The organism is Actinoplanes sp. OR16, assembly GCF_004001265.1.
Taxonomy (GTDB): Bacteria; Actinomycetota; Actinomycetes; order Mycobacteriales; family Micromonosporaceae; genus Actinoplanes.
Genome location: NZ_AP019371.1, coordinates 2,237,887 through 2,263,899, shown reverse-complemented (window position 1 = coordinate 2,263,899; position 26,013 = coordinate 2,237,887). Strand labels below are relative to the sequence as shown.

20 protein-coding genes are annotated in these 26,013 nt (G+C 69.2%); 11 read left to right on the top strand and 9 right to left on the bottom strand.

Going from position 1 to position 26,013, the window contains the following annotated elements:
- Window positions 1-100 precede the first annotated feature (100 nt).
- Together EP757_RS10520 and EP757_RS10515 are read right to left on the bottom strand one after the other, a co-directional pair.
- Window positions 101-1,180 carry an inositol-3-phosphate synthase gene (locus tag EP757_RS10520; protein WP_127544310.1) on the bottom strand — a complete coding sequence of 360 codons (1,080 nt, stop codon included), beginning with the start codon at window positions 1,178-1,180 and terminating at the stop codon, window positions 101-103.
- Window positions 1,181-1,203: 23 nt separating this feature from the next.
- Entirely contained in the window at window positions 1,204-1,827 is a 624-nt protein-coding gene (locus EP757_RS10515; RefSeq protein ID WP_127544308.1) for a PadR family transcriptional regulator, read from the bottom strand.
- Window positions 1,828-1,988: 161 nt separating this feature from the next.
- On the opposite strand from EP757_RS10515, the gene EP757_RS10510 reads away from it, so the two are divergent.
- The 3 genes from EP757_RS10510 to EP757_RS10500 all read left to right on the top strand — a co-directional run bounded on the left by EP757_RS10510 (window position 1,989) and on the right by EP757_RS10500 (window position 6,908).
- A complete protein-coding gene (locus tag EP757_RS10510) occupies window positions 1,989-2,411 on the top strand; it encodes a DUF5318 domain-containing protein (RefSeq protein ID WP_127544306.1) in 423 nt (140 codons plus the stop codon).
- A gap of 334 nt (window positions 2,412-2,745) precedes the next feature.
- Window positions 2,746-5,262 (top strand): transglycosylase domain-containing protein, encoded by a 2,517-nt coding sequence (locus EP757_RS10505; protein ID WP_305032452.1) that lies wholly within the window; start codon window positions 2,746-2,748, stop codon window positions 5,260-5,262.
- Window positions 5,263-5,390: 128 nt separating this feature from the next.
- Complete coding sequence (locus EP757_RS10500; protein WP_127544302.1) at window positions 5,391-6,908, top strand: glycosyltransferase family 87 protein; 1,518 nt, start codon at window positions 5,391-5,393, stop codon at window positions 6,906-6,908.
- On the opposite strand, the gene EP757_RS10495 is transcribed toward EP757_RS10500, so the two are convergent.
- Window positions 6,896-9,145, bottom strand: a complete 2,250-nt coding sequence (locus EP757_RS10495; RefSeq protein WP_127544300.1) for a hypothetical protein — start codon at window positions 9,143-9,145, stop codon at window positions 6,896-6,898. The two genes, EP757_RS10500 and EP757_RS10495, sit on opposite strands and share 13 nt — an antisense overlap.
- A 23-nt stretch (window positions 9,146-9,168) precedes the next feature.
- Window positions 9,169-9,945 (bottom strand): deoxyribonuclease IV, encoded by a 777-nt coding sequence (locus EP757_RS10490; RefSeq protein WP_127544298.1) that lies wholly within the window; start codon window positions 9,943-9,945, stop codon window positions 9,169-9,171.
- A gap of 129 nt (window positions 9,946-10,074) precedes the next feature.
- Between EP757_RS10490 and EP757_RS10485 the strand changes: the two genes are divergently transcribed.
- The 5 genes from EP757_RS10485 to rplI all read left to right on the top strand — a co-directional run bounded on the left by EP757_RS10485 (window position 10,075) and on the right by rplI (window position 13,059).
- Window positions 10,075-11,112, top strand: a complete 1,038-nt coding sequence (locus EP757_RS10485) for a hypothetical protein (RefSeq protein ID WP_127544296.1) — start codon at window positions 10,075-10,077, stop codon at window positions 11,110-11,112.
- 292 nt (window positions 11,113-11,404) lie between these two features.
- Window positions 11,405-11,695 (top strand): 30S ribosomal protein S6, encoded by a 291-nt coding sequence (gene rpsF, locus EP757_RS10480; RefSeq protein ID WP_014448192.1) that lies wholly within the window; start codon window positions 11,405-11,407, stop codon window positions 11,693-11,695.
- A gap of 65 nt (window positions 11,696-11,760) precedes the next feature.
- Window positions 11,761-12,318 (top strand): single-stranded DNA-binding protein, encoded by a 558-nt coding sequence (locus tag EP757_RS10475; RefSeq protein ID WP_127544294.1) that lies wholly within the window; start codon window positions 11,761-11,763, stop codon window positions 12,316-12,318.
- Window positions 12,319-12,355: 37 nt separating this feature from the next.
- Window positions 12,356-12,595 carry a 30S ribosomal protein S18 gene (rpsR, locus tag EP757_RS10470; RefSeq protein ID WP_007073789.1) on the top strand — a complete coding sequence of 80 codons (240 nt, stop codon included), beginning with the start codon at window positions 12,356-12,358 and terminating at the stop codon, window positions 12,593-12,595.
- Window positions 12,596-12,609: 14 nt separating this feature from the next.
- Complete coding sequence (rplI, locus tag EP757_RS10465; RefSeq protein WP_127544292.1) at window positions 12,610-13,059, top strand: 50S ribosomal protein L9; 450 nt, start codon at window positions 12,610-12,612, stop codon at window positions 13,057-13,059.
- Between the two features lie 75 nt (window positions 13,060-13,134).
- On the opposite strand, the gene EP757_RS42760 is transcribed toward rplI, so the two are convergent.
- Window positions 13,135-17,907, bottom strand: a complete 4,773-nt coding sequence (locus EP757_RS42760) for a hypothetical protein (protein WP_160165782.1) — start codon at window positions 17,905-17,907, stop codon at window positions 13,135-13,137.
- A 391-nt stretch (window positions 17,908-18,298) separates the two neighbouring features.
- Here EP757_RS42760 and dnaB point away from each other — a divergent pair, with 391 nt between their 5' ends.
- The gene (dnaB, locus tag EP757_RS10455; RefSeq protein ID WP_127544290.1) at window positions 18,299-19,759 is read left to right on the top strand and encodes a replicative DNA helicase; all 1,461 of its coding nucleotides are present in this window, start codon (window positions 18,299-18,301) and stop codon (window positions 19,757-19,759) included.
- A gap of 45 nt (window positions 19,760-19,804) precedes the next feature.
- On the opposite strand, the gene EP757_RS10450 is transcribed toward dnaB, so the two are convergent.
- From EP757_RS10450 to EP757_RS10435, 4 genes are all read right to left on the bottom strand, one after another.
- Complete coding sequence (locus EP757_RS10450; protein WP_127544288.1) at window positions 19,805-20,119, bottom strand: YbaB/EbfC family nucleoid-associated protein; 315 nt, start codon at window positions 20,117-20,119, stop codon at window positions 19,805-19,807.
- A 341-nt stretch (window positions 20,120-20,460) separates the two neighbouring features.
- On the bottom strand, window positions 20,461-20,838 hold the full coding sequence (locus EP757_RS10445; protein ID WP_370457853.1) for a zf-TFIIB domain-containing protein: 378 nt from the start codon (window positions 20,836-20,838) through the stop codon (window positions 20,461-20,463).
- Between the two features lie 4 nt (window positions 20,839-20,842).
- The gene (locus EP757_RS10440) at window positions 20,843-22,081 is read right to left on the bottom strand and encodes a glycosyltransferase 87 family protein (RefSeq protein ID WP_127544284.1); all 1,239 of its coding nucleotides are present in this window, start codon (window positions 22,079-22,081) and stop codon (window positions 20,843-20,845) included.
- Complete coding sequence (locus EP757_RS10435) at window positions 22,078-24,597, bottom strand: bifunctional diguanylate cyclase/phosphodiesterase (RefSeq protein WP_127544282.1); 2,520 nt, start codon at window positions 24,595-24,597, stop codon at window positions 22,078-22,080. Before EP757_RS10435 ends, EP757_RS10440 begins: the two co-directional genes overlap by 4 nt.
- A 456-nt stretch (window positions 24,598-25,053) precedes the next feature.
- On the opposite strand from EP757_RS10435, the gene moaC reads away from it, so the two are divergent.
- Window positions 25,054-25,545, top strand: coding sequence for a cyclic pyranopterin monophosphate synthase MoaC (gene moaC, locus EP757_RS10430; protein ID WP_127544280.1), 492 nt, complete (start codon window positions 25,054-25,056; stop codon window positions 25,543-25,545).
- Complete coding sequence (locus tag EP757_RS10425) at window positions 25,518-26,009, top strand: molybdenum cofactor biosynthesis protein B (protein WP_127554183.1); 492 nt, start codon at window positions 25,518-25,520, stop codon at window positions 26,007-26,009. The genes moaC and EP757_RS10425 overlap by 28 nt, the downstream gene beginning before the upstream one ends.
- The last annotated feature ends 4 nt before the right edge of the window (window positions 26,010-26,013 follow it).

Here is a 26,013-nt window from a genome sequence, read left to right as displayed (position 1 = left end):
ACCGGGATGGGGTTGTGAAAAGGCCGGTCCACGACGTGGACCGGCCTTCACGCTCAGCTTGCGCTTCGCTCAGACGAGGTGATTCTCAACCGAGCACGGGTCAGCGCTCGATGTCGCCCTTGATGAACGCCTCGACGGCCGCGTGGGCGTCGTGGTCGCTGTACTGCACGGGCGGGGACTTCATGAAGTAGGAGGACGCCGAGAGGATCGGGCCGCCGATGCCGCGGTCCTTGGCGATCTTCGCAGCGCGGACCGCGTCGATGATGACGCCGGCCGAGTTCGGGGAGTCCCACACCTCGAGCTTGAGCTCGGCGTTGAGTGGGGTGTCACCGAAGGAACGGCCCTCCAGGCGGATGTACGCCCACTTGCGGTCGTCCAGCCACGGCACGTGGTCCGACGGGCCGATGTGCACGTCGCTCTTGACCATCTCGTGCGGGATCTGAGAGGTCACCGACTGGGTCTTCGAGATCTTCTTGGAGACCAGGCGGTTGCGCTCCAGCATGTTCATGAAGTCCATGTTGCCGCCGAAGTTGAGCTGGTAGGTGCGCAGCAGCTCGACACCGCGGTCTTCGAAGAGCTTCGCGAGCGCGCGGTGCACGATGGTCGCGCCGACCTGGCTCTTGATGTCGTCGCCGACGATGGGCAGGCCCGCGTCGGTGAACTTCTGCGCCCACACCGGGTCGGAGGCGATGAAGACCGGCAGGGCGTTCACGAACGCGCAGCCGGCGTCGATCGCGGCCTGGGCGTAGAACTTGTCGGCCTGCTCGGAACCCACCGGGAGGTAGGAGACGACGACGTCGACCTCGGCGTCACGCAGAGCCTGCGCCACGTCGACGGCCTCGGCCGAGGACTCCTCGATGATCTCGCGGTAGTACGTGCCCAGACCGTCGAAGGTCGGGCCACGCTGCACGGTCACGCCACTCGGCGGGACGTCGGTCAGCTTGATGGTGTTGTTCTCGCTGGCGACGATCGCCTCGCTCAGGTCCATGCCGACCTTCTTGGCGTCCACATCGAACGCCGCGACGAACTTCACGTCAGAGACGTGGTAGTCGCCGAAGGTTACGTGCATGAGACCCGGGACGCGGTCGTTGGGGTCGGCGTTCTTGTAGTACTCCACGCCCTGCACGAGGGACGAGGCGCAGTTACCCACACCGACGATGGCGACGCGGACGGAGCCCATCGCGTTTGCCTCCTTGTTGTTCATCACGGCCGGTCCGAGTGCGGACGCGGATCTTCCGGGGGTGTAGCGGTTTCGCTGGCGAGCGTCCGGCTCCGGCTGGGTGCACGGCCCGAACGCTCGTTGGTGATCAATTCCTCCAGCCAGCGGACCTCGCGTTCGCACGCGTCGAGTCCGTGGCGTTGAAGTTCAAGGGTGTACGCGTCCAGACGATCGGCAGCGCGAGCCAGAACTTCACGAAGTCCTTCACGTCTTTCCTCGACGCGGCGCCGCCGGCCCTCAAGGATGCGGAGCCGGGTCGCCCGGTCGGTGCGCGAGAAGAACGTGAAGTGGACGCCGAAGCCGGTGTCGTCGTAGGTCTCCGGGCCGGTCTGGGTCAGCAGGTCCGCGAAGCGTTCCTTGCCCTCGGCCGTGATCTTGTAGACAACGCGCCCCCGTTTGCTGGTCATCGGGGGAATGATGTCGCTGGTCTCGGTCGCCTCGGCCTCACCGATCCAACCGGCCAGCTTCAACCGCTTCAGTGTCGGGTAGAGCGTGCCGTAACTGATGGCGGCCCGGAGCGTGCCGAGTTTGGTCGCCAGCTCCTTGCGGAGCTCGTAACCGTGCATCGGCGCCTCCTGAAGGAGACCGAGAATCGCCAACTCCAGCACCGGTCCCCTCCCTTGAAGTCCGCCCCGATGTATCGGCCCGATACATCGCAACCGTAGAACCGCCCCGGCATGCGCGCAAGTCGGACACTGCTCCGGAGTCGCCACGCCACGCTGAGTGATGGCGGTCGCCGGGGATGCGGTGACCGCGTACTCTCTTCGCCATGCGCACGCAGCGGCAGGTCATCGACTACTCGCTACAGAGGCGAGCAGTCCTGCGTGACGTGCGGAACGGCCGCGTGCCGGCTCTCGAGGTGTGTGACGCGTCTCCTTACTTGAGAAACGCGGCGACGTACCACGGCGAGCCGACCGAGGAACGGTGCCCGATCTGTCGTCGCGACAACCTGACACTTGTGCACTACGTCTATGGCGAAGAGCTCAAGCAGTCCGCGGGACAGGCCCGGAAGCTGGCCGAGCTGCCCGTCCTGGCGATGACACTCCGTGAGTTCCAGGTCTTCGTGGTCGAGGTGTGCCGCTCCTGCGCGTGGAACCACCTGATCGAGCGCTACGTGCTCGGCCGGGACGGACTCTCCGAAGCGGAGCTCGATACGCCCCTTGCCTCACACGGTGGGGAGGGGCGTCGGTGAACCGGTTCGATCTCGTTACCGTGTACAGGTTTGGGTGCCAAATTCTCATTCCAGGTTTTGACTCCGAGAACGTCCGCTCGAGGCGCAACGGAAGGACGGCCCCGCCGGGCCGGCCGGCCGCGCCCCCGCGACCGGTAGGTGTGAAGAAATGAACGCGTACGGCGATCCGCAGAACGCACGAGCCCGGGCCCGAGTGCCCGGGCCGTCCGCTGCTTCCACGCCTGACGACGAGTCCCCGGGGCGTCCCGCGGGCTCAGCCTCGGTGGCCGGTCCGGCCGGGCGTGCATCGGTGGGCGGCGCTTCAGCAGGCCGAACCCCCATGGGGTCGGCTTCGGTGGGTTCGGCCTCGGTCGGCTCGGCCTCGGTCGGCTCGGCTTCCGTCGGCTCGGCCGGGGTCGGCCCAGCCGGCCGCGCCTCGGTCGGCGCCGGTGTCGGTGGCCGCGCCTCGGTGCCGCCGGCCGGTGGCCGGGCCTCGGTCGGCTCCGCCTCCGTCGGTGGTCCGGCCGGTCGGGCCTCGGTGCCGATCTCGCCGGCCGGTGGCGGTCCGGGTGGCCCCGGCGGTCCCGGTGGTCCGGGCGGTTACGGCGGGTCCGGTGGTTCCGGTGGCCGTGGCGGCCGGAGCAAGGCGGACAAGAAGCACCGCCGCGCGAACATCCTCACCGCTGCCGCGGCCGTGCTGGTGATCATGCTCGGTGTCGGCATCGTCGGTGGCACCTACTTCTTCGACGACGTCGAGCTCCCCACGCCGCAGGCGGAGGAGCAGATGAACGTGATCTACGACGCCAAGGGCAACGTGCTGGCGAAGGAGGGCTCGCCGCGGATCAACGTGCCCTACCAGAACATCAGCGAAGTGATGCAGAACGCCGTCGCCGCCGCTGAGGACAAGAACTACTACAAGCACAACGGCATCGACATGAAGGGCATCGCCCGCGCCGCGTGGAACAACTTCACCGGCGGCGACAAGCAGGGCGCCTCGACGATCACCCAGCAGTACGCCCGGCACGTCGCTGAGCTCAAGGAGATCAGCTACAGCCGCAAGCTGCGTGAGGCGGTCATCGCCCGCAAGCTCGAGTCGAAGTACGACAAGCCCCAGATCATGGGCATGTACCTGAACTACATCGACCTCGGCGAGGGCCGGTACGGCGCGGAGGCCGCGGCGAACGGTTACTTCAACGCCTCGGTCGTCAAGGGCGCGAAGAACGAGATCAACGTCTACCAGGCGGCGGTCATCGCTTCGATCATCAAGCAGCCCTACCCGAACGACTACCACAAGGGTTACGACCCGAACTACAACCCGACGGACGCCAAGGACCGCTGGGAGTACACGCTCAAGAACATGCTCGAGATGGGTTGGATGACCCAGGAGCAGTACGACAAGCGGAAGTACCCCAAGGTCAACCCGATCGCCAAGAACAGCAGCTGCAAGACCTGTGCCGAGGGTAAGCCGGTCGGCATGATCATGCGGCACGTGCAGTTCGAGCTCAAGGAGATGGGGATCTCCGAGGACGAGCTCACCAAGGGCGGCTACACGATCACGACGACGATCAACCCGAAGGTGCAGGCCGCGGCGGTGGCCGCCGGCTCGCGGGCGAGCAAGTCGTCGCCGCTGAACGGCCGTCCGAAGAGCTACCAGTCCGCGGTGATCGGCATCGACCCGGACACCGGCCGGGTGCTCGGCTACTACGGCGGTGACGACCCCAACGGCACCGACTACGGCGGCTACATGGCCGGTGACGGCAGCGGTGTCGTCGACTACGGCGGCCAGTCCCCGGGCTCGACCTTCAAGATCTACACGCTGGCCGCGGGCCTGAAGGAGGACATCTCCTTCAAGACGACCTGGGACGGCTCGCTGGACCGCCCGAACGGCACGCCGATCAGCAACGCCGGTCAGGACCCGGGCCGGGTCTGCGGCGGCAAGATCAAGTATTGCGACCTGGAGACGTCGACGGTCAAGTCGTACAACTTCCCGTTCTACTGGATCGCCAACAACATCGGCCGCGAGAAGGTCATCGAGGCCGCCCGGGACGCCGGTATCCGCTACATGTGGACCGACGCCAAGGACGGCTACCAGAGCGGCGAGATGGTCGACCTGACCAAGACCAAGTCGTCCAAGTGGACGAGCAGCGGTTACTTCGACAACGAGGTCGCCTTCGGCCAGTACCGTGTCGTGCCGCTGGAGCACGCCCAGGGTGTCGCCACGATCGTCAACGGCGGTGTCCGGCACGAGGTGCACTTCATCAAGACGGTGAAGAAGCGCGACTCGACCACGGGCAAGCAGACGACGGTGAAGAGCGAGAACCTGAAGGGCAAGCAGGTCTTCGACGCGGCGCAGATGTCCAACCTGCTCGGTGTCATGCAGGAGATCCCGAAGTCGCAGAACCACCGGATCTCGGACGGCCGCCAGGCGGTCGCCAAGTCGGGCACCTGGGAGTTCAAGAAGGGCAACGGCGACACCTGGTACGTCGGTGGCATCCCGCAGTTGGCGGTGACCGTCTGGGTCGGCGGAGCCAAGGACAAGGTCCAGCTCAAGGAGTCCGACGGCGGCAAGATGTACGGCTCCGGCACACCGGCCAGGATCTGGGAGAAGTTCATCGAGACCGTCGTCGACGAACTCAAGTGGGAGAAGGAAGAGTTCCCGGAGCGGATCGAGACGGGTAACGCGGACAGCGACTACGCCAACGGCCAGGAACCGCCGCCGGTGCAGGCGCCGACCCAGGACCCGAACCAGAGCCAGGTCTGCCAGCAGTTCCCGATCCTCTGCCAGGGTCAGGAGAACAACGGCGGCAACACCGGCAACACCGGGAACAACGGCAACAACAACGGGAACAACGGCGGCGGCAACACCGATTGACGTCCTGTGATCTCTGAACGGCGCTCACCCCGGATCGGGGTGGGCGCCGTTCTCTGTTCTGTGAAGATCGGAGTGTGTCCGCCGGGCAGTCACCGCTATCGGCTCGGAATGCGGCATGATGCCAAGTCATGAGCGCGAAACCGCCGACCGACCAGCCGGACGTCTCCGAACCGACCTCGGACGGTTTCGTGCGGGGACTCTCCCAGTTCATCGGCGGACCACTCGGCTCGCACGCGGTGAAGCCCGGATCCCGGCCCGGCCGGTTCTGGACCGCCCCGCGGATCGTGCTCCTGATGACCTGCCTGGTGCTGGCGTTCTCCTGGGTGCAGAAGTCGCCCTGCATGGACGGCAACTGGCAGAAGAACGTGCAGTACACCCGGTACTGCTACACCGATGTGCTCGCGCTGTACTACGCCGAGGGGATCAACGAGGGCAAGGTCCCGTACGTGGACCACCCGGTGGAGTACCCGGTCGTCACCGGCTACTTCATGGGCGCGCTCGGCCTGCCGGTGCACTGGTACGGCCAGGACCACCCGGACATCAACCAAGGCAGCTGGTTCTACAACGTCAACGCGCTGGTGCTCTCGCTGCTCGCGGTCGCCACCGCGGCGATCATCCTGGCGTTGCGGCGGCGCCGGCCCTGGGACGCTGCGATCTTCGCGCTCTCGCCGATCCTGTTGCTCACCGCCACGATCAACTGGGACTTCCTGGCGATCGCCTTCGCCATCTTCGGCCTCTGGCTCTGGGTGCAGCGCAAGCCGGTCTGGGCCGGTGTCTTCTTCGGCCTCGGCGCCGCCGCGAAACTGTGGCCGCTCTTCATCCTCGGGCCGATCCTGATCCTGGCGCTGCGCACCGGACGATTCCGGCCGTTCGTCAGCTCGTTCATCGCGACTGCGGTGACCTGGGCCGTGGTCAACTTCCCGGTCTACTACTGGTACCACGAGAGCTGGCTGCGGTTCTTCCGGCTCAACTCGGAGCGGCCGATCGACTGGGGCACGTTCTGGTACATCGGGCGCTACATCGACGGCAAGTGGGCCAGTGGCAATGAGGGTGACCAGGGGCCGTTCCAGTGGCTCAGCAACCATGTGCCGACGCTGAACTATGTGTCGTACGCGCTCTTCGGCCTGGCGTGCCTCGGCATCCTGCTCCTCGGCCTGCTCGCGCCGCGCCGGCCACGACTGTCCCAGGTCGCGTTCCTCGTCGTCGCCGCGTTCCTGATCTTCAGCAAGGTGTGGTCGCAGCAGTACGTGCTCTGGCTGCTGCCGCTGATCGTGCTGGCCCGGCCGAAGTGGGGCGCGGTCATCGCGTGGAGCATCGCCGAGGTCGGGTACCTGGCCGCGTTCTACGCCGAGCTGATCGGTGCCGGCGGCAAGTCGGTCATCCCGGAGGGCACGTTCGTGCTCGCCTCGACCGCGCGCCTGGTCACCGTCGCGGTGCTCTTCGGCCTGGTGGCCCGGGAGATCTGGCGGCCCGAGCTGGACGTGGTGCGGCAGTCCTACGACGGCGCCGACCCGGACGCCGGCCCGCTCGACGGACCGGAGGCGCCGTGGCTCGCCGGGTTCCGCCGGACGTTCGGCTTCGGTCCCTCGCAGGAGGCCGTTGCCGTGCCTGACGAGCCCGAACTCGCCGAGGCTTACCGCAAGTAGAAGACGACCGCGTCGGTGAGGTCTTCGCGGCGGATGTTCAGCAGGTCGACGGCCACGTCACCGGCGCGCTCCCAGGACGTGCCGGCCACGTGGTCGCGGAGCAGCAGCACCTTGTTGACGTTGATCGACCGTAGGTAGTCGACGCTGGCCTGGTCGGGGAACGACGCGACCCTGCTGCGCAGCTCGGTCTGCCGGGCCGCGGCGAACGAGCCGCCGCCGTTGGCCAACTGCTGGAACTCCGACGTGGACCAGAGCTGCACGGTCTGGTCGGTGAGCTCGGCGGTCGGCAGCACCAGCATCGGGCCGGTCACGATCCGCATGGCGGCCGGCTGTTCCGCGACGACCGGGTGAGCGGTGTTGTTCCAGCCCTCCAGGGTCACCAGGATCAGCGGGGTGATCATGGCGAGCCGCAGCCACGGGCCCGGCCACGGGGGGATCCGCTGCGCGGCGAAGTGCTTGGCCCGGCGGACGAAGTCGTCGACGGCGCCGGCCGCGAGGATCGCCAGCAGCAGCGTCACCCAGAGCATCAGCCGGCCGGGGACGCGCTGGTCGAACGAGGCCGGGAAGTGCCCGAAGAGCGGGAGATAGGTGTAGCGCCCGCCGAGGTAGTTGGTGCCCAGCGTCAGCACCACCATGACCGTGACGGCCACCATCAGCAGCATCCGCTGCCGCAGCCGCCAGACCGAGAAAGCCAGGCCGGCCAGGGCCAGGGCGTAGAGCGCGAAGCCGGGCAGCAGCGACATCTCGGCGGCCCAGCCCAGCGAGGCGCGGGCGGTCTGGTGCGCGGCGCCCCAGATCCGGGACTCGGCCGGGCCGATGAACAGGCTCTCCAGCCGTGGCGAGAAGAACTCGATCTCCTGCGTGCGAGTCGGGCTGTCCGGCACCCGGAGGTAGGGCACGGCCACGATCATGCCGACCCCGATGAAGATCGCGCCGCCGAGCGTGTTCGTGGCCATCAGGCGCCAGCCGAGCAGCGGCTTCTTCGGCGCGCGGAGGAACCGGTCGAGAGGCCGGAACTCGGGTCGCCGGATCCGGTGGATCAAGCCGGCGATCTCCAGGGCCACCAGGATCAGGCCCAGTACGTATGCGAATGGAATGCCCAGTGCGAATCCGAGCGTGATCTGCCAGGCCGCGACCAGCCAGCCGGCCGCCGCCCAGGCGGCGCTCTGCCGTTTCGGGCGCAAACCGTAGCGCAGCGACCACCCGTGCCCGCGAGCCAGCATCGCGAGGGCGAGCGGGATGCCGCCCGCCGAGATGATGTCGAGGTGGCCCTCCTGCGCGAGCCGCCACGGCGCGTAAGCGAACGCCACCGCGGCCACCGAGGCGCCGATCGGGCGGGCGCCGAGCTGCCGGACCAGCGCGTATGCCCCGAGTGTCAGCAGTGCGTGCGCCGCCACGAAGAGCAGGTTGTAACGCAGCACCGCCGCGACCGGGCCGTTGCCGATCAGCGCGAACGGCCCGTAGCCGAGCAGGCTGTCGCCGAAGGCGTAGCTGTTGACCAGCGGGTAGTAGGCGTTCGACTGCCAGAGCCGCACCGGGTCGGAGAAGACGACGTGCCCGGCCCAGGAGATCTGCCAGGCCTGACGGGCCGGGTCGCCGAGGTCCTGCGGGAGGGTGTGCAGGGGATAGCGCAGGGTCGGCCAGGTCATCAGAACGGCGAGGACCACGCTTGCGTACGTCGCCAGCGCATATTCGTGGACGAGCGCACGACCCGCGACGGCGATCCCGCGCCGGATCCTGCCGGGCGGCTGATCCTCCGTCGCTGCGAAGACGGTCCACGGGTCGGGTGGGGCGCCCGGCGGACGCGTTTCAGCCGACTTCTTGCGCGGCTTCGCGTCCTTCTTCCCGGTCTTCTCCGAGCCCTTTTCCTTGGTCCCGTCCTTGGCCTCGTCTTTGGCCTGCTCCGCGACCTTCTCCGCGACCTTGTCGGTGACCTTGTCGGTGACCGATTTGTCCTCGACCGGCTTCCGCTGCTCCGGGATCTTGGATTGTCCCGGGGCCTTGGCCTGCGCAGCATCCTTGGCCTGCGCAGCATCCTTGGCCGGCTCAAGATTCTCGGCCGGCTCCGGATTCTTGGCCTGATCAGGAGTGCCGGCCTGCTTGGCAGCGGCACCGAATCGGCCGAACCAGCGACGTGATTTGACCGCCGACCCCACAGCGGGTGAGCTCGGCGCGACGGAGGGCGACCGCGTCTCGCCGGGCGGTGCCGGCGAGGTCGGTTGCTTCTGCTCGGTCATGACCCTCCCGTACGCCGAACCCGTCAGCCGCCAGCCCGCTCGCGCAGGAGAGCGATGTCGGCGGTCTGGCCCTCCGCGCCACCGGGAGTCTCCACAATGGCCGGAGCACCGGATGCCCGGATCGCGGCCACCACCAACTCGGGGTCGATCTTCCCAGAACCGAGGTTGTCGTGGCGGTCCTGGCCCGAGTCGAATCCGCCCTTCGAATCGTTCGCGTGGATCAGGTCGATCCGGCCAGTGATGGACTTGACTCGATCGACGATGCCGGCCAGGTCTTCACCGCCGGCGAAGGCATGGCAGGTGTCCAGGCAGAACCCGGCGCCGAATCGGCCGACTTCGTCCCACAGCCTGGCGAGGTCGTCGAAGCGGCGGGCGCAGGCGTTGTCGCCGCCGGCGGTGTTCTCGATCAGGATCGGGAGCGGCAGTCCGCCGTCCTTCTCCGCGTATTCGAAAGCCTTGCGCCAGTTGGCGAAACCGTCCGCGAGGTCGGCGCCCGAGCCGACGTGACCGCCGTGCACGATCAGGCCTTTCGCACCGATCTCGGCGGCCGCACGGGCGTGCGCCATGAGCAGTTTGCGGCTCGGGATCCGGATCCGGTTGTTCGGCGAGGCGACGTTCACGATGTAGGGCGCGTGGACGTAGACGTCCACCTCGGACGCCCGCAGCTGCTCGGCGTCGGCGCGCGGTTTGGGCGAATTGTATTTCTGTGGGTCGGTGAGGAAGAACTGCACCGCGTCGGCGCCGCGAGCTGCGGCCTCGACCAGCGGTTCGGCGGAATCGACGTGGGCTCCGATGCGCATGGGACGAGCCTACGACGCGGGTACGACGCTTTCCTATCGCGTCACCGGCCCTGGTATGCCCTCGTTGTCTCTATTGATCACGGTTTGACTGATACCGGCGTGTCCGGTGGCGAACTCGAGGGATGGTGCATGGCGTTGCGGGTCCGATACCGGGTGGCGGCAGTGGTCCTGAGCGGGCTGATCTTCGGCGCGCCGCTGCTCACCAACGGGACGGCGAGCGCTGAGCAGGTCGACACGAGCGACCGCCGGGTGAGCTTCAACGGCGACGGGGTGCTCGGGCTGACCTGCGAGTCGAAGCCGAGCGTCGAGTCGATGAAGGTGCCGGCCGACAGCGTCGTCCAGGTGCGCAACCGGACCGGTCACGACGCGCAGCTCAAGCTCGGCGGCGCGCCGAAGGGCATGATCCCGGAGGACGGGTCGGCCGATGTCGTCTTCCGCCGGGGCACGACGGCGGTGCTGCTCACCCCGGAGTGCGACAGTGACGACGACGTGGTTCCGATGATCGTGACCGCCGAGCCGTCCGCCGCTGCGAGCAAGCCGGACCAGATGCCTGCTCCACCGAATGGCGACGCGTCGACTCTGACTCGGCCGTCCGGGCACGGTGCTCCCCCTCGTACCAATGCGGGCTCTGCCAAATCGGGCCTGAACTCGAACGCGCAGCGTCCTGGCCGGACCGGACCACACGCCTCGCGCCCGGGCTCGCGTCAGCCGTCCGCTCTGCGGCCTTCGGCCACGGTGAGCAGCGCGGCCTCCGCGTCGGGTGTCATGCCGCAGGGCGACGCGAGCCAGCGTCTCAGGACAAGACAATTGCGGGGTACGGACGGAGTCGGCGCCCCCGCGTTCGCCGGAATGCCACTCGGCGAGCGGAAGACGATCCTGCCCAGCTCGGCCGCCGCGGTGCCCGCCACGCCGGTCGGTGACGAGGCGATCGCGGCCGGGACCATGACGCCGATGGCGGCCGAGGAGGACGGGCTGCCGCTGATCATCGACGAGGGGGAGCCGTCCGGCAGTGCCGCCGGCGAGCCGGTCGCCGCGGTCGGGTCGATCCGGGAGGGGAAGCCGATCGGGCTGCTCGGCCTGACCGCGCTCGTCTGCGTCCTCGGCGTCTCAATCGCCGCGATTCGGGCAATCGTGTCACAACGTGCATCTCGTGCGAATATGCCGTAAGCTCTACCTCGAAAGCTCCGCGGGGCGGACGCGTCCGACCTCATCGGTGTGGTCGTTCCTCCCCAGGTCCCACCCAACGAAAAGGACCGGACGCCCCGCGGCTCTCCTCGACGACGACCCCGTCCACGGACGGGGTCGTCGTTTTTGGGTCACGGGCCATCCCTGGGTATGCTGGCTCGGTTCGCAGTGTGTTCGCCGTGGGCATTCGACCCCACGGCTTTCTTCTGCGTACGACACAAGACCTCCTGCCACGGAGAGACCGTGGCCGCTTAGCCCACAGGAGGTGAATGTCTTGCGTCATTACGAACTCATGGTGATCCTCGATCCTTCGCTCGAGGAGCGCACCGTCGCCCCGTCGCTCGACCAGTACCTGAACGTCATCAGGACCGCGGGTGGCTCGGTGGAGAAGCTCGACGTCTGGGGCCGTCGCCGGCTCTCGTTCGAGATCAACAAGAAGGCCGAGGGCATCTACGCCGTCGTCGACCTTCAGGCGACCCCCGAGGCCGTCGCCGAGCTGGACCGTCAGCTGCGGCTCAACGAGTCCATCCTGCGTACCAAGGTCATCCGTCCCGAGACCCGCTGAGGCGTTTTTGTCAGAGGGTCCTGAGACCCTTTGCCATCTACGACTGAAAGCGGCGAGGAGAAGTCATGGCAGGAGAAACCACCATCACGGTCATCGGTAACCTCACCGATGACCCTGAGCTGCGCTTCACCCCTTCGGGTGCGGCGGTCGCCAAGTTCCGCATCGCTTCCACGCCGCGGACCTTGGACCGGCAGTCGGGCGAATGGAAAGACGGCGAGCCACTCTTCCTCGCGTGCAACATCTGGCGTGACGCTGCTGAGCACGTCGCCGAGTCGCTGCAGCGTGGCGCTCGTGTGATCGTGCAGGGCCGCCTGCGCCAGAGGTCGTACGAGACGCGTGAGGGCGAGAAGCGCACCGTCTATGAGCTCGAGGTCGACGAGATCGGCCCGTCTCTGCGCTACGCCACGGCGAAGGTGCAGAAAGCCAGCCGGTCCGGCGGCGGCGGCGGAGGTGGCTTCGGTGCCTCCGGTGGTGGCAACCGGCAGTCCGGTGGGAACGGCGGAGGCGGCGGTGGCAACCGCGACTTCGACGACCCCTGGGCCACGGCTGCGCCCGCCTCCAGTGGTGGCGGCGGTCGTTCCGGCGGCGGCAACTCCTCGTTCGACGATGAGCCTCCCTTCTAAGCCCTCGGGCTTTCTTGAGTTCAGGAGTTAGAGAGCAATGGCTAAGGCTGCTGCGCTTCGCAAGCCGAAGAAGAAGGTGAACCCGCTCGACAAGGACGGGATCACCTACATCGACTACAAGGACACCGCGCTCCTGCGCAAGTTCATCTCCGACCGCGGCAAGATCCGTGCCCGCCGCGTCACCGGTGTGACCTCGCAGCAGCAGCGCCAGATCGCCCGCGCGGTCAAGAACGCCCGTGAGATGGCGCTCCTGCCGTACACGGCCACGGCTCGCTGAGAGGGGGCACCGAGATGAAGATCATCCTTACTCAGGAAGTTTCCGGCCTCGGCACCCCCGGCGACATCGTCGAGGTGAAGAACGGCTACGGCCGTAACTACCTGCTGCCCCAGGGTTTCGCGATCCAGTGGACCAAGGGCGCCGAGAAGCAGGTCGTGGTCATCAAGCGGGCCCGCGAGGCTCGTGAGATCCGTGACCTGGGCCAGGCCACCGAGGTCAAGGGCCAGCTGGCCGGCCTCAAGGTCACGCTGAGCGCGCGGTCCGGCAACGGCGGCCGCCTGTTCGGCTCGATCACCCCGGCCGAGATCGTCGACGCGGTCAAGGCCGCCGGCGGTCCGGCTCTCGACCGTCGTCGTCTCGAGCTCCCGGGTCACATCAAGACCACGGGCTCGTACAACGTGTCGGTCAAGCTGCACCCCGAGGTGACCGCGACGTTCCCGGTGAACGTCGTCGCCGCCAAGTAATACCGGCTGCACCGTGAAGGCGCGCTGGGCTTCGGCCCCGCGCGCCTTTCGCGTTTCCTCTGTTCGGGATGGCTTTCAGCTCAGGCTGTTGCCGGTGATCGCGGAGCTCAGGACCGTCGCCAGGCCGCCGCCGACGACCGCCGCCGCCAGGCCGACGCTGGCCGACTTCCAGGCCGTCGTCGCGCGGCGGAGGGCGAAGGCCACGAGCATGCTCAGCGCCAGCGACACGGCGAACTCGGGGGCGGCGTCGGCGAGCGTGTCCAGGGCGTGGCTGCGCTGGCCGCTGTTCAGCAGGAACATGCCGGCGACGAAGAGGATGACCGGTACGCCGTACCAGACGACCGTGTAGCCGACTGCCGCCAGCGGGCTGTTCGAGGTCTCCTCGTCTTCCTCGTCGTCATCCGGGTCGAGCAGGTCGGTGCCGCTGCTCGCGACGAGACCGCTGGTGACCGGGCGGCGTTCGTAGGAGCCGGTGCCCTGGAACGCGCCCGTGCTGCGACGCGGCGGCCAGGAGGTGTCCTCTTTGTCATCGGTCGCCCAGGCGGCGGGGGCCGGCGGGGTTGCTGCCTTCGCCGTCCGCGCCGCGCTCACGGGCGGGGCCGCCGGGGATTCGATGTCAGGGCCCGTCTTGATGACGGAGGTGGTGCTCAGGGCCAGATTCGCCGATCCGTCGACCGTCGCTGATCCACTTGGCCGAAAGGGCGGAAAGTCCGACGTGTCATACCGCCGGGACTCACCCTCGGCAAGGTCGCTCTGAGGCGCTAGCGACTGGCGCCAGTCGGTCTCACCACCCTGCCCGGCGCCGTCGCGGTAGTCAGCATTGCGCCGGCTGGTGGCACGCTCAGCGGCCAGCCAGTCGGTCGTCGCACCCGGCTCCGGGGCATCGCTTGCGTTCCACGGCTCCACGCTCGCCCGGCGCGGCGGGCCGCTCAGCGGGTCGGGCCAGCCGCCACTGCCGGCGGGCAGTTCGCGGGGCGTGCCGTACGTCGGTTTGCGCTCCTGCCGTGCCTGCTCGGGGCTGCCCGAGGCCGAACCGCGGTAGGAGCCTCCGCCGCCGGTACCGGGCCAGTCGTCGCCGTACGGGGGCTTGCGCCGCTCGTCGTCCTGCTGCTCCGGCCAGGCGTTGCCGGCGGGTTCTTGCCGGTCCGACCAGGAGTTGCCGGCGGGCTCTTGTCGCTCGGGCCAGGAGTTGCCGGCGGGCAGGGCACGCTGCGCCCCGGCGTCGTAGGCGGGCCGGACCGGCTCTTCGCGCGAGGGGCCGGCGGGAAGTGCACGGGCCGTGCCGTACGGGGAGTGGCCGTTGCCCTCCCGTCCCTGATCCGCCCAGCCGCGACCTGCCCGATCCTGACCTGCCCGATCCTGACCTGCCCGATCCTGACCTGCCCGATCCTGACCTGCATAGCCCTGACCTGCATAGTCCTGACCTGCGCGGCCGGAGCCTGATCGGGTGTCACGGCCGGCGTCCTGCCACGAGCCGGTTCCACGATCGTCGCGAGGGGGATCCTGCCGGTTCGGGCCGCCGCGGTCGTCCTGCCAGGAGTCACCGCCGGGGCCGCGGCGGGACGGACTCTGCCAGGAATCGCCGCCGGGGCCTCGGGTGGATACCTGCCAGTCGGGGGTGTCGCGGTTCGGGTCCTGCCAGGAAGGGGCGGCTGCGGGGTTGCGGCCGCGGGCCGGGTCCTGCCAGGTGGGGCCCGGGTCGGCAGACCACGCAGCGGTACGGCCGGTGTCGTCGCGCCAAGCCGGCCCACTGACCGGGCGGGCCGTGCCGCTTACCGGGCGGGCCGAGCCGCTTGAACGAGCCGTACCGCTGACCGGACGAGCCGAACCGCCCGGTCGTGCCGAGTCGCCGCGGAGGCCGTCCTGCCAGGCCGGACCGCTCGCCGGGCGTGCCGGGCCGGTGCGCTCCTGCCACGGCGGGGTGTCGGTGGTGCCGCGCGGGTCGTTCCATGACGGGGCGTTGGTGGTGCCGCGCGGGTCGTTCCATGACGGGCCGTCGGTGGTGCCACGCGGATCGTTCCACGACGGGGCGTCGGTATTGCCACGCGGATCGTTCCATGACGGGGCGTCGGTGGTGCCACGCGGGTCGTTCCATGACGGGGTGCTCGGGCTGCGCGAGTCGCTCCATGAGGGGGCGCCGGGGTTGGCGCGCGTGTCATCGCGAGGGGTTTGCCAGGACGGGGCGCTCGACTGCGGGTTCTGCCACGAAGGGCCCTGCTGAGCAGCGTCGTCGCGGGGTTCCTGCCAGGACGGGGGTCGCGGGTCGTCGCGCCAGGAGGGGGTGCGGGATGGATCGGACCACGATGGGCCGCGGTCGTCCCGGGCTGGAGGCGTGTTGCGGGAGGTGTCCGGCCGGCCTCGTGCGGTGTCCGGGCGGGCGGGATCACGGTCCTGCCATGCGGGGCCGCTCGCCGGGCGGGTCGGGCCGGGGCGGGAGGGGTCCTGCCAGGAAGGCGTGCCGGTACTGCTCGCGGAGTCACGGTTCCACGTGGAACCGGACGCGTCGCGGTTCCACGAACCGGTGGAGTCGAGGTTGCCGGTGCCGGACGGGTCGCGGTTCCACGACGGGGCGCTCGTCGGCGAAGCTGCTCCGAAGCTCTGCGCGTCACGCCGGGAATCGGGCCTGGGCTGGTCGGGGCGGGTCGTACCGGGCCAGGCCCTACCCGGAGGTGAAGTCTCTCCGGAAGCTTCCCAGCGGCCGTCCTGGCGTGTCTGATCCGCGGACCAGTCCGAACCGCCGGGCAGCGCGCGTTGCTGCGGGTTGCCGAAGGGGCGGCGCGGTTCGGGAAGGTCAGGTTCCGGGCGTTCGGTTCGTGGGCGCGCCGAGGGTCCGGCGGCGAATCCGCCGGACTGGGAACCGCCTACCTGGGAACCGCCTGCCTGGGAACCACCGGCCGGCAGCTCGCGGCGTGGCGGCAGAGGGCCTGCGGGATCACGGCGGGTCTGCCAGGAGTCGGCGTCCGGCTCGGGTTCGGCGGCGCGGCGGCGGCGACCCGTGCCGTAGTCGCCGGTTTGACCTTCGTCGCGGGAGCGCCTGCCACCGCCACTGAACTGTCCGGTATCGCCCGGGCCGCCACCGAACTGGCCCGTGTCACCAGAGCGCGAACCGAACTGGCCCGTGTCACCAGGACGTGAACCGAACTGGCCCGTGTCACCAGGACGTGAACCGAACTGGCCCGTGTCACCAGGACGCGGACCGAACGGGCCCGTGTCACCGGGGCGTCGGCCGAATTGTCCGGTATCTCCAGGGCGCGGGCGGCCTGCGCCGGTTTCGTAGGGAGCTGGGCCACCGGCTTCATAGGGCGCCGCACCACTGGGCAGCTGCCGGTTCGCGGGCATGCCACTGCGCGGGATCGGCAGCATGGCCATGCCTCGGGAGCCGGGGGCGTCCGGTGCGGCGCTCGTCGGCCAGGCGGTGTCGGGTGAGGGCATGCCGCTGCTGGGCAGGGGACCACCGGGTACGCCGCCGGCCGGCTCGTCGCGGCGGGCACGACGGCCGGAGCGGGGCGCGGGGGTGTCGTCCGGCTCCGCGGTGTCCTTCATCGATTCGCGGCGGGCGGCTTCGGCGCGCCAGGCGAGTACGCGCGGGTCGTCCTCGGCACGGCTCCACTGGCCGGTGTCCGGGTCGCGGGTCCAGTTGCTGGTGTCCGGCTCCGCAGTCCAGGAAGCGGTGTCCTCACGCCAGTCGGCGTTGCCCTGGTTGTAGCGGCGCGGACGGCCACCCTGACCAGCGGGCGCCGCACCGACGCCGGTGTCGGCGGGCCCGATCGCGCGGGCGCCGGTGTCGGCCGGTGAACCCTCGAAAGGCGGCCGAGGCGATTCTCCGTAGGACGAGCGAGGCGGAACCGCCCGAGGCGGCTCCCCATAAGAGGCGTCGTCGTTCGGAGCAGCCCGCCTCCGGGAACGCCGCGGCTCGGGCTCGTCGGGACGGACGCCGCCGGAGCGGGTCGGCGTACCCCAGGGTTGGATGTTTCCGGTGTCGGTGTGGCTCTCCCAGCTGTCCGAATTCGATTCGGTGGACCAGCCGGAGCCGCCGGACGGCGCGGGGTCGGGATCGGGAGCGCGGCGGCGGCCACGGCGAGGGGATTGGTCCCGCTGCCATGCCGCCCGGTCGTCGTCACGAACCAGGTGCTGAGCGTCCTCGACCGGCGACGTCTGCCAGCCGGGTGCGTCGGTGCGTTCCCAGCGGGCCAGCCCAGTCGTGTTCTCGCCGGGGGGCTGCTCGGGGACGCGGGTGCTCCAAGATCCGGTGCCGCGCTGCCACGAGGGAGTGGAGGTGGAGGGGCGCTGCCAGGACGGAGTCTGCTCGACGGGTGTGGTGGCCCGGCGCTGCCAGGACGCCGGGCTGTTGCCGGTCTCCTCCTGGTCGGGCGTGGGCCAGGCGGTGCCGGGGATGGCCTGGTTCTCGTTCGCCGCGGCGAGCTCTTCCTCGGACTGCCAGGCCTCGGTGGTGGACCGCCACACGTGGGAGCCGGTGGACGAGCGCCACTCGGTGGTCTGCCGCCAGCGTGCGCCGGTGGCCCGCCACTCGGACGTCTCGGTGCGCCAGCCCTGCCCGTCGGCGGGGAAGGCGGTCCGGCCGGTGGACGCGACGTCGGACCAGCGGTTCGCGGTGGGTTCGACGTTCTGCCCGCCGCCGCCGTAGACCTCGACCTCGGCCTGTTGAGCCCACGCGTCAGCGCGGCGCTGCCAGCTGAGCGCCTCGTCGCTCGGCGCCATGCTGCCGGTGTCGGTCAGCGAGGCCCAGCGGGGATCGGAGTCGTCGTCCGTTTCCCGGGTGGGCCAAGCCTCCGCAGCGCGCCTCTCGCGCGACATGCGGGCGCCGTAGTCCCACTCCCGTTGGTCCACGTGGAAAGGGTGACGTGCTGAGGGCGGAACCGCAACGCCTCAGCGCGACGGTTTGCTCACCGGGCACAGTATTTCCCCTGATCCGCGATATTTTCTGCCCTCCACAGGTGGGGATGACAAAACTGCGGGTCAGGGGGTTGTCCCCAACAGTTGTCCACATGGTGTGCACAGGGCTACCCACAGGCACGCCCCATGCTGTCCACAGGTTGTCCCGAGGCTCGTCCACCGGCGTAGTTGGGCAGGTGGCGGCGGGATTCGTACAGTGGTCCAGCCTCGGGTGCCGAAAATGATCGGAGAGTTCTTCTGAACTCGTCCCGAGGTTCAGCCGAAAGTGTCGTACCCAGGTTGTTCGATCGGACAGCGGGCATGGCCAGCGGAAGGAGTCTCCGGGGTGTCGATCACCGATGACGCAAGGCCGGAGTCTCGTCCGCCCTCACAGCCGGGTGGGGGTGGCGGCTCCTTCAAGGCGGGCGGCAAGGGCGGTGACGGCGGCAGCGGCAACGGCGGTGGTGGCGGCGGTGGTGGCTTCGACAAGGCCCCGCCGCAGGACGTCGCGGCCGAGCAGGGCGTGCTCGGCGGCATGCTGCTCTCGAAGGACGCCATCGCCGACGTCGTCGAGATCCTCAAGGTCGGTGACTTCTACCGTCCGGTGCACGCCACGATCTACGACGTCATTCTTGATCTGTACGGGCGGGGCGAACCTGCCGACGCGCTCACGGTAGCGGCGGCCCTTGCCGACTCCGGCGACCTGCAGCGCATCGGTGGAGTGCCATACCTGCACACCCTGATCGAGAGCGTGCCGACCGCGGCGAACGCCTCCTATTACGCCCGCATCGTCTCGGAGCGGGCGATCCTGCGCCGTCTCGTCGAGGCGGGGACGAAGATCGTGCAGCTCGGCTACGGCACGGGCGGCAACGGCGGCCGGGACGTCGACGACATCGTCGACCTGGCTCAGCAGGCGATCTACGACGTCACCGAGAAACGCGTGAGCGAAGACTTCGCGGCCCTCGGCGACATGCTCCAGCCCACCCTCGACGAGATCGAGGCGGTCGGCGCGGCCGGTGGCGTGATGACCGGTGTGCCGACCGGCTTCCAGGACCTGGACCGCCTGCTCAACGGCCTGCACGCCGGCCAGCTGATCATCGTGGCCGGCCGCCCCGGTCTCGGTAAGTCGACGGCGAGCATGGACTTCGCCCGTAACGCGGCGATCCAGCACGGTCACGCCAGCGCCATCTTCTCGCTGGAAATGAGCAAGATCGAAATGGTGATGCGTCTGCTCTCCGCCGAGGCGCGAGTGCCGCTGCACACCCTTCGATCAGGGCAGCTCTCCGACGACGACTGGACGAAACTGGCCCGGCGGATGGGCGAGATCAGCCAGGCGCCGATCTTCGTGGACGACACGCCCAACATGAACCTCATGGAGATCCGGGCCAAGGCGCGGCGGCTCAAGCAGCGGCACAACCTGCGGCTGCTGGTGATCGACTATCTCCAGCTGATGAGCTCGCCGAAGAAGACCGAGAGCCGTCAGCAGGAGGTCTCGGAGCTCTCCCGTGGTCTGAAGCTGCTGGCGAAGGAGATCGAGTGCCCGGTCATCGCGGTGAGTCAGCTGAACCGTGGTCCCGAGCAGCGCACCGACAAGCGGCCTCAGCTCTCCGACCTGCGTGAGTCCGGCTCGATCGAGCAGGACGCCGACGTCGTGATCCTGCTGCACCGCGACGACTACTACGACAAGGAGTCGCCGCGGGCCGGCGAGGCCGACTTCATCGTGGCGAAGCACCGTAACGGCCCGACCGACACGGTCACCGTGGCGGCCCAGCTCCACCTGTCCCGCTTCGTGGACATGGCCATCTGACACACCCGCCGCTGCCCCCGCCCGGCGTGGATGTCCGCGCCGGGTTCAGGCGCTGCTGTCGGCCCGGTGGCTGGTCACGATGTTTTCGAGCTGCTGGTACTTGCCGGCCGACGCGCTCTGCACGGTTTCCACGATCACGCGGGCGAGGGTGTTGACGTCCCACTCGCGGCAGGCGGCCGGGCTCAGCATCAGATCGACGAGGCGGCCGTCGGCGTCCACAGTGGCGCGGACGGCGCCGTCCGCGGACTCGGCGCTCACCTGCATCGTGGCGATGCTGCGTTGCAGTTCGTCCACTCCGGAGCGTAGTTCTTCGTATCGGCCGTAGACGTCTTCGAGGTCGGTTCGCAGGGTTTCAGTCACGGTTGTTCCTCCGCTCGCCGCGACAGGGGGGGCGACGTGACAATACCCAAGATCAGCGACGTTGCGTATTTCTGTAACTTCGTAACGCACACGAAAAGAGAGCCTCATCGAAATAGTTCACTTTTAAGTGACGATCCGACTCCGCTTTGTGGTTACGGAGAGTGATCAACGCCACGTCAGGTGGCCGGAGGTGATCACCCTGTGTGGAGGGCGAGCCGGGAAGCGAGCACGGCAACGCCACGTGATCATCCCAATGTGCGGAAGCCCGGGGTGAGCCCGGAGAAACAGAACAGGGCCGACCGGGTCGAAACCCGATCAGCCCTGGAAAGACCTGAGAGACCTCAGTCGAACAGGTTGTGCAGGAAACTCCGGCGACGGTAGTGACCGTGGTGCTGCTGCCGGTAGTGGCCGTGGTGGCCGTAGGCCGCCGGACGACCGTAGGCCGGCGCGGGCGGCGGGTAACCCGCCGGGGCGCCGTAGGCCGGCGGGGGCGGCGGAGGTGGCGGATAACCGGGCTGGTGGCTCTGGTGCGGAGCGGGCGCGGGCGGCGGAGCTTGCCCCGGGCCGGCCGGACGGGCGTTGTATGACTGCTCGGCAGCGAAGAGCTTCTCGAGCTCACCGCGGTCCAGGAAGATCCCGCGGCACTCGGTGCACTGGTCGATCGTCACGCCACTGCGCTCGTAGACCCGCATCTCGCCATGACACTTGGGACAGGTCATCATTTCATTGACGGTACAAGGCTGTGTCATGCCGTGGGGCCGTTGTAGCTGTGTGGTTGCTGAGTCCAAGCGAAAGAGCAGGAGCCCACAGCAGCAGCGCGGCCGGATAGAGCAAGTACCCGAAACGCGTCGTCGGCATCAGCAGAATCGCTGCCAGCAGGCCCCAGCCGCAGAAGAGGGCCGCAGCCGCAGCGGTGCGCGGCGGACGGCGGATGAGCCACAAGCCGATCACCGCGGCGGCCGTGACCAGCAGTCCCGCGGCGACGTAACGACCGCCCGGCACCGCCTGCGAGATCAGGTATCCGGGGAACGGCGACTGCGCCGGGCTGGTGACCAAGCCGTGCCCGAGCGGGAACCGCAGCACGTTCTCGATGAGGGCGTCCGCGTTCACCAGCAGTGGCGGGATCAGGGCGAGCAGGGGCAGGCCGATCGCCGGCGGCAGGAAACGGCGCCAGCGGCCGTTCATCACCGCCAGGACGGCGAGCACGGCGACGACCGGCAGGGCGAAGAGCTTGCAGGCGGCGGCCGCTCCCACTGCCGCGCCGGCCCAGCCGTACCGCCCGGTGAACGCCAGTGCCAGGGCGAGCAGGCAGAGGGCGAGGACCGGGATGTCGTCGCCTCCGGTCGCCAGGGTCAGGGCCGTCACCGGCAATACCGTGGCAGCCTGCACCGCTCGTACGCGCAATGGTGAAGAACGCAGCAGGGTGACCGCCACAGCGAGAGCGACAACCGTCGCGATCGCGAACCAGACACGGGAGTCGGTCCACCAATGGTCACCGGCGATCGCGCGCGGGAGACCGAAAACGCCCATGCCGGGCTGATAGGGGCGGTAACCGAGCAGGCGCTCGTCGACCGGCAGTGCGGCGATCTCGGCACGGCTCAGATAGGGCGTGCCGGTGTGCAACAGCGACTCGCCCATGTGCTCGACGACTGCTACTTCCTCCTGGGCGCGATCGGTACGACCACCGGCCCGTTGGACGGCCTGCACGACGAGCGGGAGCAGAGCGACGGCGGACCAGGTGACCCAGGCGACGGCCTCGCGTACGACGATCGAGCGACTGCCGAAGGCGATCAGAAACGCCGCCAGGTAGCCCCACACGGCGACCGCACCCCAGGCGCGATGCGGCAGCAACGTCGACGTGAACGCGGTGATCAGCGCGAACGCCGCGGAGACCCCGTAGAGCACCAGATCGGCGACGCGGCCGTTCCACGCCCGGTCGAAACGTTTGAGCAGGTCGGTCACGCCGGCAAGTGTGGCAGAGAGCGCCTGGTGGAGCGTCGCGCCGGCATCCGCACCACGGCGCCGGTGTCGTGCAGGGCGTCGGCGAGCACACCCGGACGACCGCCGAACCCGCGCTGCAGGGCGGTGAGGAACCGGGCCGCGGAGTAGGGCCGGGCGAAGAGGTGACCCTGGCCGGCGAGGCAGCCCGCTTCCCAGAGGGCCCGGCGCTGCGGTTCGCTCTCCACCCCCTCGGCCACCACGGTGAGGCGCAGGTTGCGGGCGAGGTCCACGGTCGTCCGGATGACCGCCGCCGCCTCCGCCGAGGTCTCCACCGATGCCACGAACTCCCGATCGATCTTCAACTGGTGAACCGGGATCCGGGACAGGACCGACAGCGACGACACCCCCGTGCCGAAGTCGTCGATCGCCAGCCGGATCCCGGCGTCACGCAGCTCGGCGAGGGCCCGCTCGACCACGTCGAGCTGGCTGATCGTCAGCGTCTCGGTGAGCTCCAGGATGAGCCGGTCGGCCGGCACGTCGTGGCGGGACAACCGGGCCAGGACGGCGCTCGGGAACTTGGGGTCGAGCAGGCTGCGCGGCGACACGTTCACTGCGACCGGCAGGTCGAACCCGGCCTCCCGCCAGCTCTGCATGGCGATCAGCGACTGCTCCAGGACCGCGTCGGCGAAGGCCGGCAGCTGACCGGACCGCTCCACCGTCTCCAGGAACTGCACCGGCGTGAGGCTGCCCTGTGCCGGGTGCCGCCAGCGGGCCAGCGCCTCGGCCGAGACGACCTCGCCGCTGCCCAGGTCGACGATCGGCTGGAACTCGACGGTGAACTCGTGCTCGGCCACCGCCCGTCGCAGATCGCCGGTGAGCATCAGCCGCTCGAGATCGGCGGTGTCCTGGGCGTGCACATAGATCGCGGTCGGCTCGCCGGAACGTTTCGCCTGGTACATCGCGATGTCGGCGCGGCGCATCAGCTCCTCGACACCGCCGGTGCCGGCCGCCAGCGCGATGCCGCCGGCGGCGTCCACTGTGATCTGCATGCCCTCGACCTCGATGCTCGCGTCGAGTGCCCGCAGCATCGAGGTGGCCCGGTGGGTGGCGAGTGCCGGCGTCGGCAGGCCGGTCATCAGCACCGCGAACTCGTCGCCGCCGAGCCGGGCCACCAGGTCACCGGCGGATGCCGCGCCGCTGAGCCGGCCGGCCACCTCACGCAGCACGTCGTCCCCGGCGGCGTGGCCGAGTGTGTCGTTCACTTCCTTGAAGTGGTTCAGGTCGATCAGCAGCAGCGCGAACAGGCCGGACTGCCCGGTGCTCTGGTAGAGGGCGCCCGCGTGCTCGTAGAGGCGGCGGCGGTTGGCCAGGCCGGTGAGTGGGTCGTGGGTGGCGGCGTGCTCGTTCTCCGCGGCGATCCGTTCCAGCTCGGCGTAGGCCTGGGCGTTGCGGATCGCGGTGCAGACGGCCGAGGCGAAGGTACGCAGTTTGTACTGCTCCACCTCGGTCAGCCGGACCGCGCCGCCGAAGCAGAGGCGCAGCACACCGACCCGGACGCCGCCGTCGTGCGCGACCAGGTCGACTGCCTTCTCGTCGCGGTGGGCCGGCGCGGCGATCAGCGGGCCGTCGGTGAGCACCCGGGACTCGGTGGCCCGAACCGTGCGCCCCTGCCCGCCGGCCGTCACGTCGATGGTGGCCTCGGCGGCCGAGAAGATCTGTGCGGCACGGGTGGTCGCCGCGTGCAGGACCCGGGTGAGGTCGACCGCGTTCAGCTCGTCGGTCGCCTTCGCCAGGCGCTGCCACGACTCGCGCTCCTCACGGGTGCGGGCGCTGCGGGACTGCCAGAGGTGCATACAGGCCACAACGAGCGGGACGACCAGCAGGAGCACCATGTTGGCGTCGGCGGCGACCAGGCCGACGACGAGCAGGGTCGCGGCGAGCTGGCCGAGGAAGCCGAGGACCTTGCGCTTGCCGTTCGTCAGCGCGGCCTGCCGGACGGTGGTCCGCGTGTTCGCCGCCATGACCGGCACGAACACCACGTTGTCGACGACGGTGAAGGCGGCGAGCGCCGCGACGATGGCGAGCGGCGGGAACGGCGGGTCGATCAGGTCGGGCCGGACGCCCGAGGCGAGGAAGACCAGGCCGGCGGCGCTGGCGGTGAGCGCTTCCTTGGCGGTCGCGAAGACGGTCTTGCGGGTGCCCTGCCGGGCCGCGAGCTTGAGGGCCGCGACCCCGATGGTGGAGCAGAAGACGACCCAGGGCGCGGGGAACAGCACCAGGCCGACCAGGACCGGGACCTCGCCCCAGGTGGTGCCGTCCAAGCTGGACCTGATCCGTACCGAGACCTTGAGCTTGTTGGCTGCCACCACGGAGAGGCTGAGCAGCGCGAGGGCCCACGGAGGCGGCATCGGCGCCGGAAAGCGCACGAGATGAAGCAGCCAGCCGGCCGTCGTGATCGACGCCGCAACGACGACGAGACCGATGAGCAGCCGTAGCCGCTGATCGGTCGCGTCGTCGTTGGTGCTGGTCTCAGTCATGTCGCCTCGTCGCCGAGCGTAAGCGTTTCGTCGCTCCAGGCTCCCAGGCTATTCATGCACGCCTTATCGCGCACCCTCGTCCCTCAGCTCCAGTCGTTGCTGCCGCGCATGGCTTTCTCCTCATTTTCAGCGGGCGCCGCCGGAATCGTGCTCCGGTGACGGGGATTTGGCACTTGTCCGTCGCGACAGGACAGAACTTAGGTTCCGTGGCATGTCGGTTTCAAGTGGATCGTGTAACTATGCGCAGAATGCGAGAATAGATCGCGACTTCGTTACCGACAGTTTCGGAATGGCAACTCAATGCAATGAAAATCGCATTCCGAATTTCATTTTCGTAAACTGCCACCACGACCCTGACCAGTGCCGGAAGCATGACCTCCCGGTATGGACAAAGTGTGAAGCCAATACGGCGGCGATGCGAACGCGGCGGCCTCGAGCGCTCTATAAGCTCCCGGTATGCCCCAGGAATTCCAGCTGACCCACGTCGACGAGACCGGCGCGGCCCGGATGGTCGACGTGTCCGCCAAGGCGGTCAGCGCGCGTCGTGCCGTCGCCGCAGGCCGGGTCCGCACCACCGCCGAGGTGATCGACCTGCTGCGCCGGGACGGCCTGCCGAAGGGTGACGCCCTCGCCGTGGCGCGCCTCGCGGGCATCATGGGCGCGAAACGGACCCCAGATCTCATCCCGCTGTGTCACCCGATCGGGCTGCACGGTGTCACCGTGGAGTTGACCCCCACCGACACCACAGTGGAGATCACCGCGACCACCAAGACCGCGGACCGGACCGGCGTGGAGATGGAAGCCCTCACCGCTGTCGCGACGGCCGGTCTCACCGTGATCGACATGATCAAGGCGGTCGACCCGGCGGCGAGCATCGAAGACGTGCGGGTGATCCGCAAGGAGGGCGGCAAGACCGGCCTCTGGGAGCGCCCGGCGGACCGCCCGTGAAGGCCCGGGTGATCGTCGCGTCGAACCGCGCCTCGGCCGGCGTCTACTCCGACACCAGCGGCCCGCGTCTCGTGGCCGGCCTGCGTGACCTCGGCTGCGAGGTCGGCGACCCGGTCGTGGTCCCGGACGGCGATCCGGTGGCCGCGGCGCTGCGGGACGCGATCGACGAGGGCGTCGACGTCGTGCTGACCAGCGGCGGCACCGGGGTCACCCCGACCGACCGGACTCCCGAGGCGACCCGTGGCCTGCTCGATTTCGAGATTCCGGGCATCGCCGAGGCGATCCGGGCGTACAGCCGGGACCGCGTGCCGGCGGCCGCCCTCTCCCGTGGCCTGGCCGGTGTCGCCGGGCGCACGCTCATCGTGAACCTGCCCGGATCCACCGGCGGCGCCAAGGACGGGCTGGCCGTGCTCGGCCCGATCCTGAAGCACACCGTCGACCAGATCCGCGGCGGAGATCACTGACGGC